This is a genomic window from Neobacillus sp. SuZ13 (assembly GCF_030123365.1).
GTDB lineage: Bacteria > Bacillota > Bacilli > Bacillales > Cytobacillaceae > Neobacillus.
The window spans coordinates 409,263-424,326 of the sequence record NZ_CP126107.1 but is presented as its reverse complement, the minus strand read 5'-3'; the positions used below and the strand labels follow the sequence as shown (position 1 = coordinate 424,326).

Sequence of the window (15,064 nt, the reverse complement as noted above, 5' to 3'; positions counted from 1 at the left end):
TTAAAAATTTTCAGATAGGAAAAGGGTATGGAAAGGGATATGGGACAGACATGCTGTCCCGCTCCCTTTCAACTATACAGCTTGTCCCATTGTTCCTTCTAATGACCCATCCTATTTGATGCTAACAAATACACTTTTCACTTCTGTATAGTTTTGTAACCCATACTCTCCACCCATTTCGCGGCCGATTCCTGATTGTTTGTAACCACCGAAAGGCATTGTTTCCCATTCAAGACCAAAATCATTAATCCAGACTGTACCTGATTGAAGTTTACCAGAAATGTAGTGAGCCTTTTTGATATTTTCTGTCCAAACACTTGCAGCTAAGCCGTAATCACTATCATTTGCTCGTTTAATCACCTCTTCAATCGTATCGAACACGAAAATCGACATAACTGGACCAAATATTTCTTCACGAGCAATCACCATATGATCTTCAACATCAGCAAAAATGGTTGGCTGAACAAAATATCCTTTTTCAAAGGCTTTTTCACCGCCAGCTACAAGGCGTGCCCCTTCTTTTTTCCCTTGTTCAATATAATTAAGAACAGTTTGATGCTGTTTAGCTGAAACAAGTGGGCCCATTTCTGTTTCAGGATCCATACCTGGCCCAACCTTTAGAGCGTTTGCTTTCTCTGCTAGAGCTTCTACCACTCTATCATAAATGGTTCGTTGTACATATACACGTGTACAAGCACTGCAGTTTTGGCCATGATTGTACATCGTTCCGTTAAATGCCCCTTCAATCGCTTCTTGAAGATTGGCATCTTCTAAAATAATCGCAGGGGATTTACCGCCAAGCTCTAGTGTAACGCCTTTAATTTGATCCGCAGCCTTTTTCATAACTTCTCTTCCAACAGCTGTTGATCCAGTGAAGGCTACTTTATTGACATCTTTATGTGTAATGATCGCTTCTCCGGCAATTCTTCCTGATCCAGGCACAATATTCACAACACCATCTGGAAATCCAGCTTCTTTGAATAGTTTTCCTACGTAAAGAAGAGAAAGTGGTGTTTCTGTTGCCGGCTTAATGACAACTGTACAGCCAACAGCAAGTGCAGATCCGAGCTTCCAAGCAGCCATTGCAAGCGGGAAGTTCCATGGAATAATTTGCCCTGCAACCCCAACTGGCTCGTGTAGAGTATAGGTTACATAATCCTTTGAAATTTGAGTGGTCTTACCAAATATTTTCGTAGCCCAGCCGGCATAATATCTAAAATGCTGGATCGTTCCGTCAACGTCATCTGACAGAGCTACTGTAAATGGTTTTCCGTTATCCAATGATTCTAGCTGTGCAAGCTCTTCACGGTTCTCTTCTAAGAGATCCGCAAATTTATAGATTAGATGAGAGCGTTCAGCCGCATCCATTTTTGTCCATTCGCCTTCATCAAACGCATTTCTTGCTGCAGCTACCGCTACGTTAATATCTTCCTCTTGCGCTTCACTTACTTGTGCAATAACCTCTTCATTGGCAGGATTAACGACGGAGAACGTTTTACCACTAATTGCCGGTACATATTCACCGTTAATATATAATCCTTTCACACCTTCCAAGAATTCTTGAACTTTCGGTTTTAAATTGTAGTTTGTCGCTTGCATATTCTCTCTCCTTTGCTGTTTTAGTTATTTACTGTTTCTAAATTGGCAAGTAGTTCTTTTAGCAGTTGATCTTCCTCAGGTAATAAACCTAAACGAGGGTAACGTGCAGGACCTCCAGCTTGTCCACTTAATTCCATCGCTCTCTTCACAATTTGCACGTACTTTCCAGATCCTTCAAGGAATGCACAAAGCGGTAAAATACGATCATTGATTGCCCACGCTTGTTCAAGCTCCCCGTTTTGGAAATGGTTATACATTTCTGTAACAAGCTTTGGTACGATGTTTCCAGCAACAGAAATCCAGCCAGTTGCACCAACTAAATAAGACTCCATCACAAGCTCTTCAGCACCGCAGAATACTTCAAAATCTCCCTTACCTTTTCTTGCAAGATCTCTTACCTTGCCAATTTCACCGCTTGATTCCTTAATGTGAGTGACATTTTCACATTCCATACCAATCTGTAACATTAAATCTGTGCTCATATTAACCCCAGAAGTAAATGGGTTGTTATAAAGCATGATTGGTAGATTAACAGAACGAGATACTTCTTTGAAATGATAGTAGATTTCATTTTCCTTCGGCTTCATGTAATAAGGATTAATGATGAGAGCAGCATCCGCTCCGTGCGCTTTTGCCTGCTTTGTATTCTCGATTGTTTCTTTTGTTGTCTCACCTGAAGTGCCCACAATAACAGGGATGCGTCCGTTTACTTCCTTCATTACCGTTTCTACCATTTGATATTTTTCTTCTTTTGATAGACTGACAAATTCTCCAGTACTTCCATTGATGACAATACCTGCCACACCTTGATCGATGAAGTAATTAACATTATTCTTTACTCCGCCCCAATCGATTTCTTGCTCCTGTGTCATTGGTGTAATTAATACTGGATAAGCTCCTCTAATTTTAGTCATTTTATTTTCCTCCTAAATTCTTAAATTTTTTTATTTTAGTAAAAACCCAGCTGATAAAGGATCTGTCGGGTCTAAAACATATGTCTGCATACCCGTAATAAATCCACGGGCTGAAAATCTAAACTCGTAATCAGTTTCAATTTGTGATAAAAGTTCTGCTGTCAGCTTGCCATTAAAAATACTTTCATTTTCAATAGGACTATATACAGAAACATCACCATTGCCTAATAAATAGGTGCTGCAGGCAGCTGTTGTGCCAAATCCTGGGGAACGCACAATATAGCAATCCGGACGGAATGTGACCGTTTTGATTTTTCCTTCACTTTTTTGCGAATGATCCAGCAGGACTACTCGATCCACCTTATTTTTGCCTTCTAAGGCTTTAATGGCCTTTTGTCCCCATTGATTAATGTCAGTAAGGTTGTCCATCTCAATCTCAAAAGGCAGTTCTGCTTTATCAAAAATGGCATATTGCTGATCGGCTTGAACAAGAGTAACTTCTGTCTGTAAATCTAAATAAGACAATGCCACATGGGTTTGTGCAACCTGGCATGGCTCGCTTTTTAACTTCACTAATTTCACTTCTTCGGCTTCCATCACAGCCGTAACCGTAACAATACCGCTGACTGTTTCAATGCTGTATTCATTTGACGGCTTTGCCTTTAATTGACCGCATTCCAGTAATGCAGTGATAACAGCCACAATTCCGCCATATTGCATGGGAACGGTTCCGTTATGATCGAAAAAGACAACCGCTGCATCGGCGCCGCTTTTAAAAGGCGGAACGACCAAACAACCATTCAAGCCTGCAAATCCGCGAGGCTCATTTAAAAGAAGTTTAATTTCTATCTCATAGGCATGCGGAAATTGCTCATTCAACTCTTGTAAACTTTGATAATGAATAAATGGTGCATCCTTAATAATTCTAAAAGCCTCGCCTGCTACATGTACATCAGTCGCTGTGTAAGCCTTTTGAATGTTCATTTTACATCCTCCATTTCATGTTCCATTGGGGGAATGAGTAAAAAGCCTTCTTTAAGCGGATCTTCCTCGTTATAAAAGAACCGGTGCATTCCCATTAACCATGCTGAACCAGCGATTCTAGTCATGACAGCCTCCACACCCTGAACATCTGTTGTTTCAAGGACTCTTCCACGGAATAAAGAGCCGACAATACTTTCATGCACAAATTCCTCGTCGATGCCGATCTCCTTTTTGGAATAAAGGACAGATAATTTGGCTGATGTACCTGTACCGCATGGTGAACGATCGATCCCGCCTGGAGGAACGATAACTGCATTTTTCACATCTGCTTCCTCATGAGTTGGCTCAGTGAAAAACTCAATATGAGTCAAACCACGTATAAATGGATACTGCGGATGAACGATATCTGTTATTTCGTTAATCGTATTTCTAATTTTGATCGCTTTTTCAATGATTTTTGATGCGTTCTCCGGAATCAGCTCTACCCCAACAGATGCGGCATCAATGATTCCATAGAAATTACCGCCATAGGCAATGTCTGCTTCAACGATTCCAATTCCCTCGACCTCAACTGACACATTCTTTAACAGGAAGGCAGGGACATTACAGAAGGAAACCTCTTTTGCCTTTCCGTTCTCTACCTTAATCTCAGCCTCCACAAGGCCTGCTGGTGTATCAATTTTGATTGAAGTCACTGGTTCTTGAACAGGGATGAGCCCTGCTTCCACTAATGCAGTACAAACACCGATTGTGTCATGACCGCACATTGGCAAGTATCCTCCTGTTTCGATATAGATCACACCGATATCTGCTTCCGGATGGCATGGATCTGTCAACAACGCACCTGACATCACATCATGTCCTCTTGGTTCATTCATCAGCAGCTTACGAATCCAGTCATATTCCTTTTGCATATGTAGCATTTTTTCGGACATTGTTGCTCCTATTAGCTCTGGGAGTCCACTAATCAAAGTCCTTGTCGGATTTCCACCCGTATGTGTATCAATCGTTGTAAAAACTCGATTTGCATTCATCAGCTCAACACCCTTTCCTTAAATCGAGAAAATTTTAGCGGTTCAATCGGGATGCAAGTCTCCTTTTTATTCAGCATTTCCTCTATCACTTTTCCAGTTACAGCCGCAAGACTAATTCCGTCTCCCTCATGACCGGCTGCAATATAATAATTCGGAATTCCCTCGACTTCTGACACAATAGGTAAATGATCCTCCGTCCAAGGGCGTAAACCAGCATAGGAACGTATGACCATCATGTCAGCCATTTTCGGATAAAATCGAATGGCGCGATTGGCAATGCATTTAATAATTTCATTGTTGACTTTTGTATTAAATCCAACAAATTCACGACTGCTTCCAATCAAGAAGTTTTGACTTTCTGTTGGTTCGAAAACAAGTGCTACTCCATATTTTTCGGTAATCGGATCCACCTGGCGCCTTCCGCCAAATTTGGATATTAAATAGCCAAATTCCATCACTTTTCTTGGCCCAACAAATTCCTGGCGTGATGCAACAATGATATGGCCTTTTCTCGGTTTAATTGGAATTGATAAGTCAAGCATCTCGCCAATATATGGAGCCCATACACCTGCAGCATTAATGACATAATTCGCGGTGAACGTCCCATTGGTTGTTTCAACGGTAAATGTACCCTCCGCCTCCCTTTTCATCCCCGTAACCGCAGTTTGTTTATGGGCTTTAGCGCCCATCTTCTTTGCACCATCAAGAAGGTTAAAGGCAAGAAGATATGGGTTAACTGTTGAATCTGTTGCACACTCTAAGCCGCCTAATAAATCATCAGCAAAATACTTGGAATCTTGGCGGATGTCCTGACGATCCAACATCCTGAACGGCAAACCGGCCTCCTTCTGACGGTCAACCCATTTTCGTGCTGCTTCCATTTCTTCTTCTGTCTCACAGACAAGGATGCTTCCGGGTGCGCGATAATCAAAAGGTTGTTTCAATTCTCCGCTTAATTCATCAACTAATTTCTGACTGACAAGTGACATTTGACTGTCAAAGCCAGGATCTTTATCAATAGCTAAAATATTTCCATCACAGCGGGATGAAGTCCCACTGACAAATTCACCTTTTTCAATTATTGTTACATCTCTTCCAGATTTAGAAGTATAATAGGCAATTGCACAGCCAATGATTCCCCCGCCTATAACCAAAACATCACAATGATGTCTCACAAAACCAACCTCCCTTCATCCTGTTACATCTTTTTATTAATGCAAATTGCGTGCCAACTTTTGTAAATGTTTCAAAACAACAAATCCCATACTATTTTTACAATTATTCCGAATATTCACTTTGTATCCGTTTGCAATTGTTAAATTTATTGATAAACTAGTGTATAAAATATTAAACAGTGTAAAAATATTTTTACATTTTAAGGAGACTGTTATGTTTGAATTACCGTCAGTAAAAGAAATAATTGAAAATAATTTTATCCACCTAAACCAAGTAGATAATGAAAGCACTTTAGGAAGGGTTCATTTGCATGATTCCTTCTCTGTACTAGCTAATGTTTGCAAGCACTATCCAGCCGTTACCGTCACAGATTCAAGCGGTAAAGACCTTGGCTGCATTACAAATGAACAAATCATTGATTTTTTGCATGATTCCTACAATCAATTAAAGGCTTTCTATGAAACTGTCATTGAAACGATGGACGCCTCAGTGACAGTGATTGATGCTAATGAGCGTGTCCGTACTTGGACACAAGGTGCAGAAAAAATTTTCTCTGTTAAAAAAGATGAGATTATAGGCAAACCAATCATAGAATTCTTTGAACATAAGAATCTAGAAATCTTGGAATCCTTGCACAAAGGAAAAAGAATTCGGGGAAAGCATCACCAGGCAAGATCTAATCTATTTGTTCTTATAAATGCAAACCCTGTTTACTTTAATGAAAGTATTATTGGGGCAGTTGTTTCGGAAACCGATGTGACAAGCCAAGTTGTTCTTAATGAAAAATTGTTTAATATGTCGTCAGAAGTTCGTCGTTTAGAACAGGAGATGGCGAAATACAGGCCCTCAGATCCCTTTAATAGCATAAAAGGGAAAAGTACTGTGATGGAGAAAACGGTGCAAATGGCGAAAAAGGTGTGCACAGTTCGATCAACTGTATTGATCTTAGGAGAAAGCGGCGTCGGTAAGGAGGTCTTTGCCAAAGCTATTCATGAGGCTACCGAGGGGCCAGAAGCACCATTTATTTCTATAAACTGCGGCGCTATTCCTGAAACATTATTTGAAAGCGAATTATTCGGCTATGAACGCGGTGCCTTTTCCGGTGCTGATCATAGAGGGAAAAAAGGAAAAATTGAACTCGCAAAAGGGGGCACTCTTTTTCTTGATGAAGTTGGCGAAATGCCTTTAGACATGCAGGTCAAGATGCTTCGAGTGCTTCAGGAAAGAAAGTATTACAAAGTTGGCGGCGAAAAGGAACTGGAAGCTGATTTTCGGGTCATTGCCGCAACCAATAGGGATTTAAAGGAATCAATAAGAGAAGGTCAATTTCGCGAGGATTTATATTATCGGCTTAATGTTGTCAGTTTAAAACTTCCTCCATTAAGAGAACGCAACGAGGATATCGTTGAACTGATTCATTATTTTTTAAAAGATTTTTCACTGCGCTATCAGCGTCCTATTCATCATTTTCCACAGGAAGTGATGAAGGAATTGTTTCAATATGATTGGCCGGGCAATGTCCGGGAGCTGCGTAATGTCGTTGAACGTCTTGTTGTTTTTGCAACAGATGGCGTCATTCGAAAAGAATATTTACCATTTCATTCGGGATTGATTCACTCGGATAGGGCTGATAAGGTCCCTCAGGAAAACTATATGGAAGTGGACACAGATATATTGCCACTTCAGGAGGAAATGGACCAGTATGAGAAGAAGGTGCTTGAAAAAGCGTTGACATTAACCAATGGCAACAAATTAGAATGCTCGAAAAAACTGGGAATCACCCGAGCGACTCTTTACAATCGTCTAAAACGCCTCGGCTTAGGCTAATTTAAAATACAGGCTTCAAAGTTGGTACGATTCTTGCATTATATTTTTACATATAATTAAAGAGGAGGGACTTTCCAAATGAGTAACAAAGATGCACTTGTGATCTGCCGTTGTGAAGAAGTTACCTATGGACAGCTTTTCGCAACAGCGGATGAATATCAATGCACAGCCAGGGAACTAAAGCTTAGAACAAGGGCAGGAATGGGTTTCTGCGGAGGACGTACTTGCAGAGTAACGGTCGATGGGATCATTGAAAGTATCGTATCGGATGCAAAAGAAGCCGAAATCCCACTAAAATATCAGCCTCCAATTCGCCCAGTAACTTTTGGAACCGTAGGTGAAAATAATGACTAGAATTATAGATCATCCTATTTTAGGAAAATTAGACCATAGAAAAAAGATTCCTTTCTCATTTGATGGAAAAGAATATGAAGCACATGAAAATGAAACAATCGCAGCAGCCATGCTAGCAAACGGTACGAGAACACTGCGTGTTCATGAGGAAGGCGGAACACCAAGAGGGTTCTACTGCAATATCGGTCACTGCATGGAATGCCGTGTAAATGTAAATGGTCAGGCCAATGTAAGAGCCTGTTTAACTGTTGTGAAGGAAAATATGGTTGTTGAAAGTGGGAAACAGCATCCTAATATTGTTAAAAGGATGGTGGAGATGCAATGATAGATGTAATCGTAATAGGAGCTGGACCAGCTGGTTTAGCTGGTGCCATATCCTGTGCTGAAAATGGCTTAAAAGTAACCGTCATTGATGAATTTGTTAGACCAGGTGGAAGATTACTCGGCCAATTACACCAGGAACCGTCTGGTGAATGGTGGAATGGAATAAAAGAATCAGAGCGTCTGCACAATGAAGCTCAAAAACTATCAGTAGATATCCGCTGCGGCGTTACTGTATACAACCTAGAAAAAGATGAGGTTTCATGGAATGTTCATACTAATATTGGAACACTAACAGCTCCTTATGTACTAGTGGCAACTGGTGCAGCTGAGTTTCCAATTCCTGTGCCAGGCTGGACTCTTCCAGGCGTTATGTCCATTGGCGCTGCACAGGTCATGACCAATGTACATCGTGTCGAAGTCGGCAAAAAAGGCATCATCATTGGTGCTAACATTCTAGCATTTGCGATTTTAAACGAGCTGCAATTAGCCGGAATTAATGTGGAACGCATTGTTTTACCTGAAAAGAGCCCGCTTAGCAAAAATGCCGGAGAACCAGAGGAAGTCATAAAGTCGCTTCTAAATGCGGCCCATCTTGCCCCGTCAGCAATGTTGCGTTTTGGTAGCCGTTTTATGAAAAATGAAGGATTCCGCAAATTAGCAATGAAGTTTTTCCCTAAGAGCGGAGTTAAGGTAAATGGCACACCATTGCAACTTAGAAAAGCAGCTCTTGAAATTCTTGGCAAGGAGCACGTGGAGGGCGTCCTCACTGCAGATATTGATGCGAATGGAAATGTGATCAAAGGTACGGAAAAAGTGTACGAAGCCGATTTCGTATGTATCGCGGGTGGCTTGTATCCATTAGCAGAGCTTACAGCGGTTGCCGGTTGCCCATTCGAATACGTTCCGGAACTAGGTGGACATGTTCCGCATCATTCTGAAAAAATGGAAACTCCACTCGAAGGATTATTTGTTGCCGGAAATATCACCGGAATCGAAAGTGGGAAAATCGCTATGGCCCAAGGAACAACAGCCGGCATTTCGATTGCAAAACACGCTGGAATGGATAGTGATGATATCAACGAGAAGCTTGATCAGGCAATGAAGAACGTTCAAACTGTCCGTCAAAACGCTGCTATCCAATTCAACCCTGAAATTGCAAACGGCCGCAGAAAAATTTATGTGCTTTGGGACAGTCTTTATAGGAAAGAACAGGATTCCTTACAGGAGATAGGATGAATAAAGTGATTCTGAAATTACGAGCATATACTTACCATCGCTTCTCTTCAACCTTTTGACAAAACAATCTAACCGATATATGTTAATATTAACAGAACCCACCACGCCTCTTAACAATGCGGACCAAGGTGGGTCATTTTGTTTTTATGGAGAATGCACAAGTGGATGTCTTTCTCTACTAAAACTCAAGTTCTCTTGTTGTTATAAGTTTGATTGGGTATTTTGCAGCTAATTTTTTGTATTCATCTTCTGTAGCTTCTTCAAAACCTGCTATGGATGATGTACAATCTTCTAAAACATAAATTAAATAATCATTGTGATTGACCTTTTCAAACTCTTCTACCATCTGTTTAACTGTCTCTAGAACACAGTGAGACTTAGCCTCTCCACCAATAACTATCCTTTTATAATTCTGCAATTGACTTAGCAGATTTTTGTCTGTTAAATCTGTTTTTGAATATTCGGGTTTCACTATCCCATACATTTCGGATATAGGATTTAACCCTTTTGTCACGTAGTGTACATCCTTCTCTTTGTACAAAGAAAAAGCAAATAATAAATTAGATAATTGCGTTTCAATAGCGGCACCAAATGTACCTTGGAGGCAATGGTAACTCCAAATGATTAAGGATTTCTTTCCTGTTGCCTCAAGTTCACGTAGATACTCTATACTTTCTTTTTCTTGGTAAAGGGGTTTCCAACTACCTTCCAATACATCTTGATAGGTAATAACTGTAAAAGGCTCTGGGTACTGTCCTTTATCATTCACCCACCAAGCAGGATGAAATATTTGCTTCGGCTGATGAATATCTAAGCTCATAAATATGTCATCTATCACATCAATATTTTCATAAACAAACTTGGCAAAGTTTCTTACGTCTTGATAAGAGTTTGCAACACCTAAATTCCCTTCTTCCAAGAAATCATTTTGAAAATCAATACCTATTACAGCCACTTCTTTATTAATTGTTGGATTAGACTTTAAACTTGTTAAATTCGGTTTTTGTGTATTCGCTTTCCCGACTAGGTTATCATCAAATAATTCTTCAAATAAAATATTCAATTAGTCCACTCTCCTATAAAAACCTAATGTTATTAACGTCTTTACTTTCTGCCACCCCTTCAACCATTTTCCGTCTATGATACAAAATATTCTAGGGCTCTTACACTTTTTCCTTTTTTAAAAGGCTTTGTTATAACTGAATGTTGATTACAATATAATAGTTCCTTTTAAAAAGAAAAAGCCCGTCCCAATGGAACGAACTTTCTTAACTATATCTTTTCCCCGCTTCCCAATCAGTTGGGCGGTCATTCGGGCGAATATCTTCAAGTGGCACAAACACCTCTAAGTGACGATAGAGGTTTTCAAACTCAGCTGGTAGTAATCCGCCAAACTCACCATCCAAGTTTAACTGAACCTTTTCTGTCGCATGAACCTTAATCCGATTTGCCTGTGTGTAGATAACATTCGGATCATGGATATGATCACCGCGAAGAGCTAGTGTCGCAATCCGAATAAATTCAGCAAGATTCGTCTTCTTCAAGATCAGAAGCGAAAATAGTCCATCGTTTATGGAGGCATCGGGTGCTAGTTTTTCAAAGCCGCCAATGGAATTGGTCAGCCCGACAAGAAACAGCATCGCCTCGCCTTCGAACAACTTGCCATCATACTCAATCGACACCTTAGAAGGCTTAATGGAAGGAAGCATTTCCATTCCTTTTAGATAATAAGCCAATTGACCGAGCATCGTTTTCAATTTACTTGGTACTTCGTATGTAATCTCGGTGATTCTACCGCCGCCAGCAATATTAATAAAATATCGATCATTGATGCGCCCAATATCGACAGGAATCATTTCCCCTTTGGTGATAATATCCACTGCCGCTCCAATATCTCTTGGAATTTGCAGAGCTCGGGCAAAGTCATTCGTCGTACCTGCTGGAATAATCCCTAATCTCGGACGATATTCCTGTTCTGCGAGGCCGTTGACCACTTCATGAATGGTTCCGTCTCCGCCAGCTGCAATGACAATATCATACTTTCGCTCAACAGCTATCCGTGCTGCTTCCGTCGCATCCCCTGCACCTGTTGTCGCGTGACAAGATGCTTCATATCCAGCCATTTCCAGCTTTTGAAGAATTTCTGGAAGATTCCGCTTTAGAATTTCACGTCCTGAGGTAGGATTGTAAATCAGTCTTGCTCTTTTCATCGTTTCATCATCCTATTTTTGAAATCAACATCGGTAATAGCTATCCGCTCACTTCAATATTCTACCAATTATTATTCTTGCTTACAAACATCAAGACATGCGTATATACTAAATTACCTTCAAACATCCATCTCTTATCATAACGTTTTTTTATTTTTTTGCAAAAAAAAACAAAAAGCGGAAGCGCCCGTTTAGCGGCGTATGGACTGGAGCGCTCCAACCGAGATAAAGGAAACACGAAGAGCGTTAGTGATTCGATGTTGACTTATCGTAGGGAGGAGAGCGAAGTCCACTAGACGCTGGGCGCTGGAGCTGGACTCAACAAATTCAGAGTTAGTTAGCTCAATATATCTACACATTTTACTGATTTGTTTGAAGACTAATATTATAGGCATCTGCAATGCCGATGTGGTACTTTCCTTCGCCAGACTGATACACTGCATTTTTCCTGCCATTATCAATTCCATCAGCCGTCTTTACATTTGACACCTTCCAGTCGCCATCTTTCCCTCTTACCTCTCCTACACCCACTGCATCAATTTTCAAATTACTTTTTGCGGGTACATCAATCGCAATGGATGAGGCCCTTTCGATACTCCAGTCGTTCACAAGAGAGCGTGGCTTTAAGATAAGTGAATTATCACTGCCAATTACTTCAAGTTTCACATTTTTTGGAACTAACAGCGTTGCCGCAACCTCCCCGTATGCATGAAATGGACCAATTTCGTTAGGAAGTGATTTCATGGTTAAATAAAGCGTATCCCCCTTTTGATTTGTGGAAACCATATCCTCTGCATTTTTTAGTAGCTCCGCCTTTTTGGAGGTTTGCACCCGATAGGTGCCGAACATCGAAACCTCTTTTTCATCGGTAGATTCTACCGTCATCCGATGGTCCACCGTCCGAACCACCACTCGTTTGATACTGTTATCCATTTGGTAAGAAAAAGCAGGCAATTCAAACGAACGCTCTTCCCTTGCCATCACTTCTTCGGCTTTATCCAAGATGCCTGTCGAACTTACGATTGCAAATGCAATCCCTGCCATTCCGATGACACCTACAAAGAAGATACTTAGGAAATCATATTTTAACAGCGGCTTTTCCTGGCGTGACATAAATAGATAAAGGAGAATTTCTATCCCGAGGACGACCAATAATAGCGGCCACCAAGCCGTCATTACTTGGACAAGTTCTAACCCCAAAAACTTTGAAAAAAAGAGAAAGAGGCCAAGAAATACAAGCGAGGCCCCCATTGAAAATGTTCCAACACGCCAAGTTCTCATGCTTCTTCCCCACCCTTTCTTTTTCTAAAAAGGAATCCAATCCCAAATCCGATTAAAGCTGCGCCTGCAATTGTTTTTCCCCATTTACTCATGCTTCTTAGCCTCCCGTTTTTGTTTGCTTCCAGATAGAAGCTTAATTCCCCCGCCAATCAACAAGAGACAAACAAGTCCTGTTTGAAGATATCCTTGCACCCAATACATCACATCGATATTAACCAGCCTGTTAAGGAATGGTGAAAAGGCTGGAAGCACGACGTTCATCACGAGATAGTAAAGCCCCATTAATACTAGACCAATCCCAACCCATTTTTGATGATTAATGAAATACGCAATAATCGGTACATCCTCAATCGTTTCTTCGCCGTACCTTGACACCTTTTGCATCGCATCAAAAAAGCTGTAAAACCAGATAATCGGAATTAAGAATAAGAAGATCCCGAGTCGTAACGTATCTAAAATATAGATGGAAAACAGAAATGCGGCCATTAATTGAATTCCGCGGCGCTGTAAGCCAAGATAAAGATGTCCTGCTCCCGGAAAAATGGCGAGAAAGGTAGCAATCGATTTGCTCTTTTTACCATCTTCACGGCGCATCTCAAAGTCTTCAAATATTGTGCGGTCAACAAGTTCCTCTCCGCGTTGTTTTTTGTTTACCTGCTGGACAGCATCAAAAAATCCATAGACCCAGATAATTGGCAAAGCAGCCATAAAGACCATAAATTCGCCTCGGTTGGAAAGGGCTGTCACAAATATGACCATGACCCCAAGTCCTAGGAAAGTCGCCAAAAGCGTTAATCCTCTGGTCATCAATCCTATTTGGAAGTGGCCTAAGCCTGGGATAAACGATAAAACAATCGTATAAAATCGTTCTGAATCTTGGGAAGCCTGTGTCTGCTGTCCCTCTTGGTTAGCATCCCTCAGCGCCTTCTTATGTTTGGAAACCTGCACCCCCATGTCGATAAAACTAATGAGATAGAGAAACAATCCTAACATAAAGGTAATGATAGCAACTTCCTCGTTATTCGTTACTAACCCAATAACAGTGACAAACGCCAATCCCATCACGGTCAGTAGATAAAGTACGCCGCGAAACATATTGCCGAAATAAATATGGCCAAGACCTGGAAATAAGGACAAGGTCAATGCTTTTGTCGGATTTTTCATTTCTTATTTGCCTCCTTTTTTTCTAGTGAATCCATCCATGCAAAAGTTTTATTAATAACGCCCTCCGTCACCGAAGGCTTCTTTTCCTGAATTTGCGGCTTATCAATCGAATTCGCATACGCCGCTAGCGACTGAAAGACTCCTGAAAAGGTCAATAATAACGTCGCGGCCGCGGCTAATAAATAATGAAACACCGCTTGCTGATAAAAAGGTTTTTTGGTGTCAGGCACCGCAGGTTTCTGCTTTGAAACCTCTGCCATGACTAAGTCGGTAAAGTCACTACTGTCTGATAGAATTGGAAGGGATGATTCACTGGCTTCTACAGCTATTAAATATTGGTCGAGACATTGATCACACGAGTATAAATGGTTTTCTAATTCCTCTTTGGTATTCTCATTAACTTCGTCATTAACATATTGCAACCACTCTTCAAAACTGTAATGCTTCATGAAAAATCGTCCTCCTTCCAATTCTTTTTCATCCAATGACGGGCCCGATACAGCTTCGTTTCAATTGTTTTCACCTGTACATTTTGTTCATCTGCCATTTGCTGATAGCTTTTTTCCGCGATGTAAAATCCGTAAATCACATCACGATAATTTTCGGGCAGTTCATCAAGTTTTTTCCTGACGAGCCTTCTCCGATCTAGTTCGATAATCTCTTTCTCGACACTGTCCCTCGGTGATCCTGCAGACTGTTGTTCGAGGTCCTCCGCCACTTCCTCTCGTCTTCTCACCTGTTTTCGTTTTACATCTATGGCATGATTAACGGCAATTCGCGTCATCCACGTTTTAAATCCTTGATTTTGGTATTGGGGGAGAGAGGTATAGATTTTCATAAAAACTTCTTGTGCGGCGTCTTCTGCTTCCTTTTGGTCGCGAAGCACAGCAAAGATGGTCCGGAACACATCATTGCGGTACTTCTCAACCAAAAGTCGAAAGGCATGATCATTGCCGTCCAA

At 40.9% G+C, this 15,064-nt stretch carries 16 protein-coding genes; 4 read left to right on the top strand and 12 right to left on the bottom strand.

What is annotated here, in order from left to right:
• Positions 1-111 precede the first annotated feature (111 nt).
• The 5 genes from QNH17_RS02115 to QNH17_RS02095 are packed head-to-tail and all read right to left on the bottom strand — an operon-like array spanning position 112 to position 5,706.
• Positions 112-1,599 carry an aldehyde dehydrogenase family protein gene (locus QNH17_RS02115; RefSeq protein WP_283877176.1) on the bottom strand — a complete coding sequence of 496 codons (1,488 nt, stop codon included), beginning with the start codon at positions 1,597-1,599 and terminating at the stop codon, positions 112-114.
• A 20-nt stretch (positions 1,600-1,619) separates the two neighbouring features.
• Positions 1,620-2,513, bottom strand: a complete 894-nt coding sequence (dapA, locus tag QNH17_RS02110; RefSeq protein ID WP_283877175.1) for a 4-hydroxy-tetrahydrodipicolinate synthase — start codon at positions 2,511-2,513, stop codon at positions 1,620-1,622.
• Positions 2,514-2,543: 30 nt separating this feature from the next.
• The gene (locus tag QNH17_RS02105; protein WP_283877174.1) at positions 2,544-3,497 is read right to left on the bottom strand and encodes a proline racemase family protein; all 954 of its coding nucleotides are present in this window, start codon (positions 3,495-3,497) and stop codon (positions 2,544-2,546) included.
• Positions 3,494-4,531 carry a proline racemase family protein gene (locus tag QNH17_RS02100; protein WP_283877173.1) on the bottom strand — a complete coding sequence of 346 codons (1,038 nt, stop codon included), beginning with the start codon at positions 4,529-4,531 and terminating at the stop codon, positions 3,494-3,496. The genes QNH17_RS02105 and QNH17_RS02100 overlap by 4 nt, the downstream gene beginning before the upstream one ends.
• Positions 4,531-5,706: an NAD(P)/FAD-dependent oxidoreductase gene (locus QNH17_RS02095; RefSeq protein ID WP_283877172.1), complete on the bottom strand. Its 1,176-nt coding sequence runs from the start codon at positions 5,704-5,706 to the stop codon at positions 4,531-4,533. The genes QNH17_RS02100 and QNH17_RS02095 overlap by 1 nt, the downstream gene beginning before the upstream one ends.
• A gap of 214 nt (positions 5,707-5,920) precedes the next feature.
• Between QNH17_RS02095 and QNH17_RS02090 the strand changes: the two genes are divergently transcribed.
• The 4 genes from QNH17_RS02090 to QNH17_RS02075 all read left to right on the top strand — a co-directional run bounded on the left by QNH17_RS02090 (position 5,921) and on the right by QNH17_RS02075 (position 9,448).
• Positions 5,921-7,534 carry a sigma-54 interaction domain-containing protein gene (locus QNH17_RS02090; RefSeq protein WP_283877171.1) on the top strand — a complete coding sequence of 538 codons (1,614 nt, stop codon included), beginning with the start codon at positions 5,921-5,923 and terminating at the stop codon, positions 7,532-7,534.
• 78 nt (positions 7,535-7,612) lie between these two features.
• Positions 7,613-7,888 (top strand): (2Fe-2S)-binding protein, encoded by a 276-nt coding sequence (locus QNH17_RS02085; RefSeq protein WP_283877170.1) that lies wholly within the window; start codon positions 7,613-7,615, stop codon positions 7,886-7,888.
• Positions 7,881-8,213 carry a (2Fe-2S)-binding protein gene (locus QNH17_RS02080; RefSeq protein WP_283877169.1) on the top strand — a complete coding sequence of 111 codons (333 nt, stop codon included), beginning with the start codon at positions 7,881-7,883 and terminating at the stop codon, positions 8,211-8,213. Before QNH17_RS02085 ends, QNH17_RS02080 begins: the two co-directional genes overlap by 8 nt.
• Entirely contained in the window at positions 8,210-9,448 is a 1,239-nt protein-coding gene (locus tag QNH17_RS02075; protein ID WP_283877168.1) for an NAD(P)/FAD-dependent oxidoreductase, read from the top strand. Before QNH17_RS02080 ends, QNH17_RS02075 begins: the two co-directional genes overlap by 4 nt.
• 178 nt (positions 9,449-9,626) lie before the next feature.
• On the opposite strand, the gene QNH17_RS02070 is transcribed toward QNH17_RS02075, so the two are convergent.
• From QNH17_RS02070 to QNH17_RS02040, 7 genes are all read right to left on the bottom strand, one after another.
• On the bottom strand, positions 9,627-10,511 hold the full coding sequence (locus tag QNH17_RS02070; protein WP_283877167.1) for a cysteine hydrolase family protein: 885 nt from the start codon (positions 10,509-10,511) through the stop codon (positions 9,627-9,629).
• Between the two features lie 205 nt (positions 10,512-10,716).
• Positions 10,717-11,658, bottom strand: a complete 942-nt coding sequence (locus QNH17_RS02065; RefSeq protein WP_283877166.1) for a diacylglycerol kinase — start codon at positions 11,656-11,658, stop codon at positions 10,717-10,719.
• 360 nt (positions 11,659-12,018) lie between these two features.
• Entirely contained in the window at positions 12,019-12,939 is a 921-nt protein-coding gene (locus QNH17_RS02060; protein ID WP_283877165.1) for a hypothetical protein, read from the bottom strand.
• Positions 12,936-13,031, bottom strand: coding sequence for an LPXTG cell wall anchor domain-containing protein (locus QNH17_RS02055; RefSeq protein ID WP_283877164.1), 96 nt, complete (start codon positions 13,029-13,031; stop codon positions 12,936-12,938). The genes QNH17_RS02060 and QNH17_RS02055 overlap by 4 nt, the downstream gene beginning before the upstream one ends.
• The gene (locus tag QNH17_RS02050; protein WP_283877163.1) at positions 13,024-14,103 is read right to left on the bottom strand and encodes a DUF6677 family protein; all 1,080 of its coding nucleotides are present in this window, start codon (positions 14,101-14,103) and stop codon (positions 13,024-13,026) included. Before QNH17_RS02050 ends, QNH17_RS02055 begins: the two co-directional genes overlap by 8 nt.
• Positions 14,100-14,552, bottom strand: a complete 453-nt coding sequence (locus tag QNH17_RS02045) for an anti-sigma factor family protein (RefSeq protein WP_283877162.1) — start codon at positions 14,550-14,552, stop codon at positions 14,100-14,102. Before QNH17_RS02045 ends, QNH17_RS02050 begins: the two co-directional genes overlap by 4 nt.
• A complete protein-coding gene (locus QNH17_RS02040) occupies positions 14,549-15,064 on the bottom strand; it encodes a sigma-70 family RNA polymerase sigma factor (RefSeq protein WP_283877161.1) in 516 nt (171 codons plus the stop codon). Before QNH17_RS02040 ends, QNH17_RS02045 begins: the two co-directional genes overlap by 4 nt.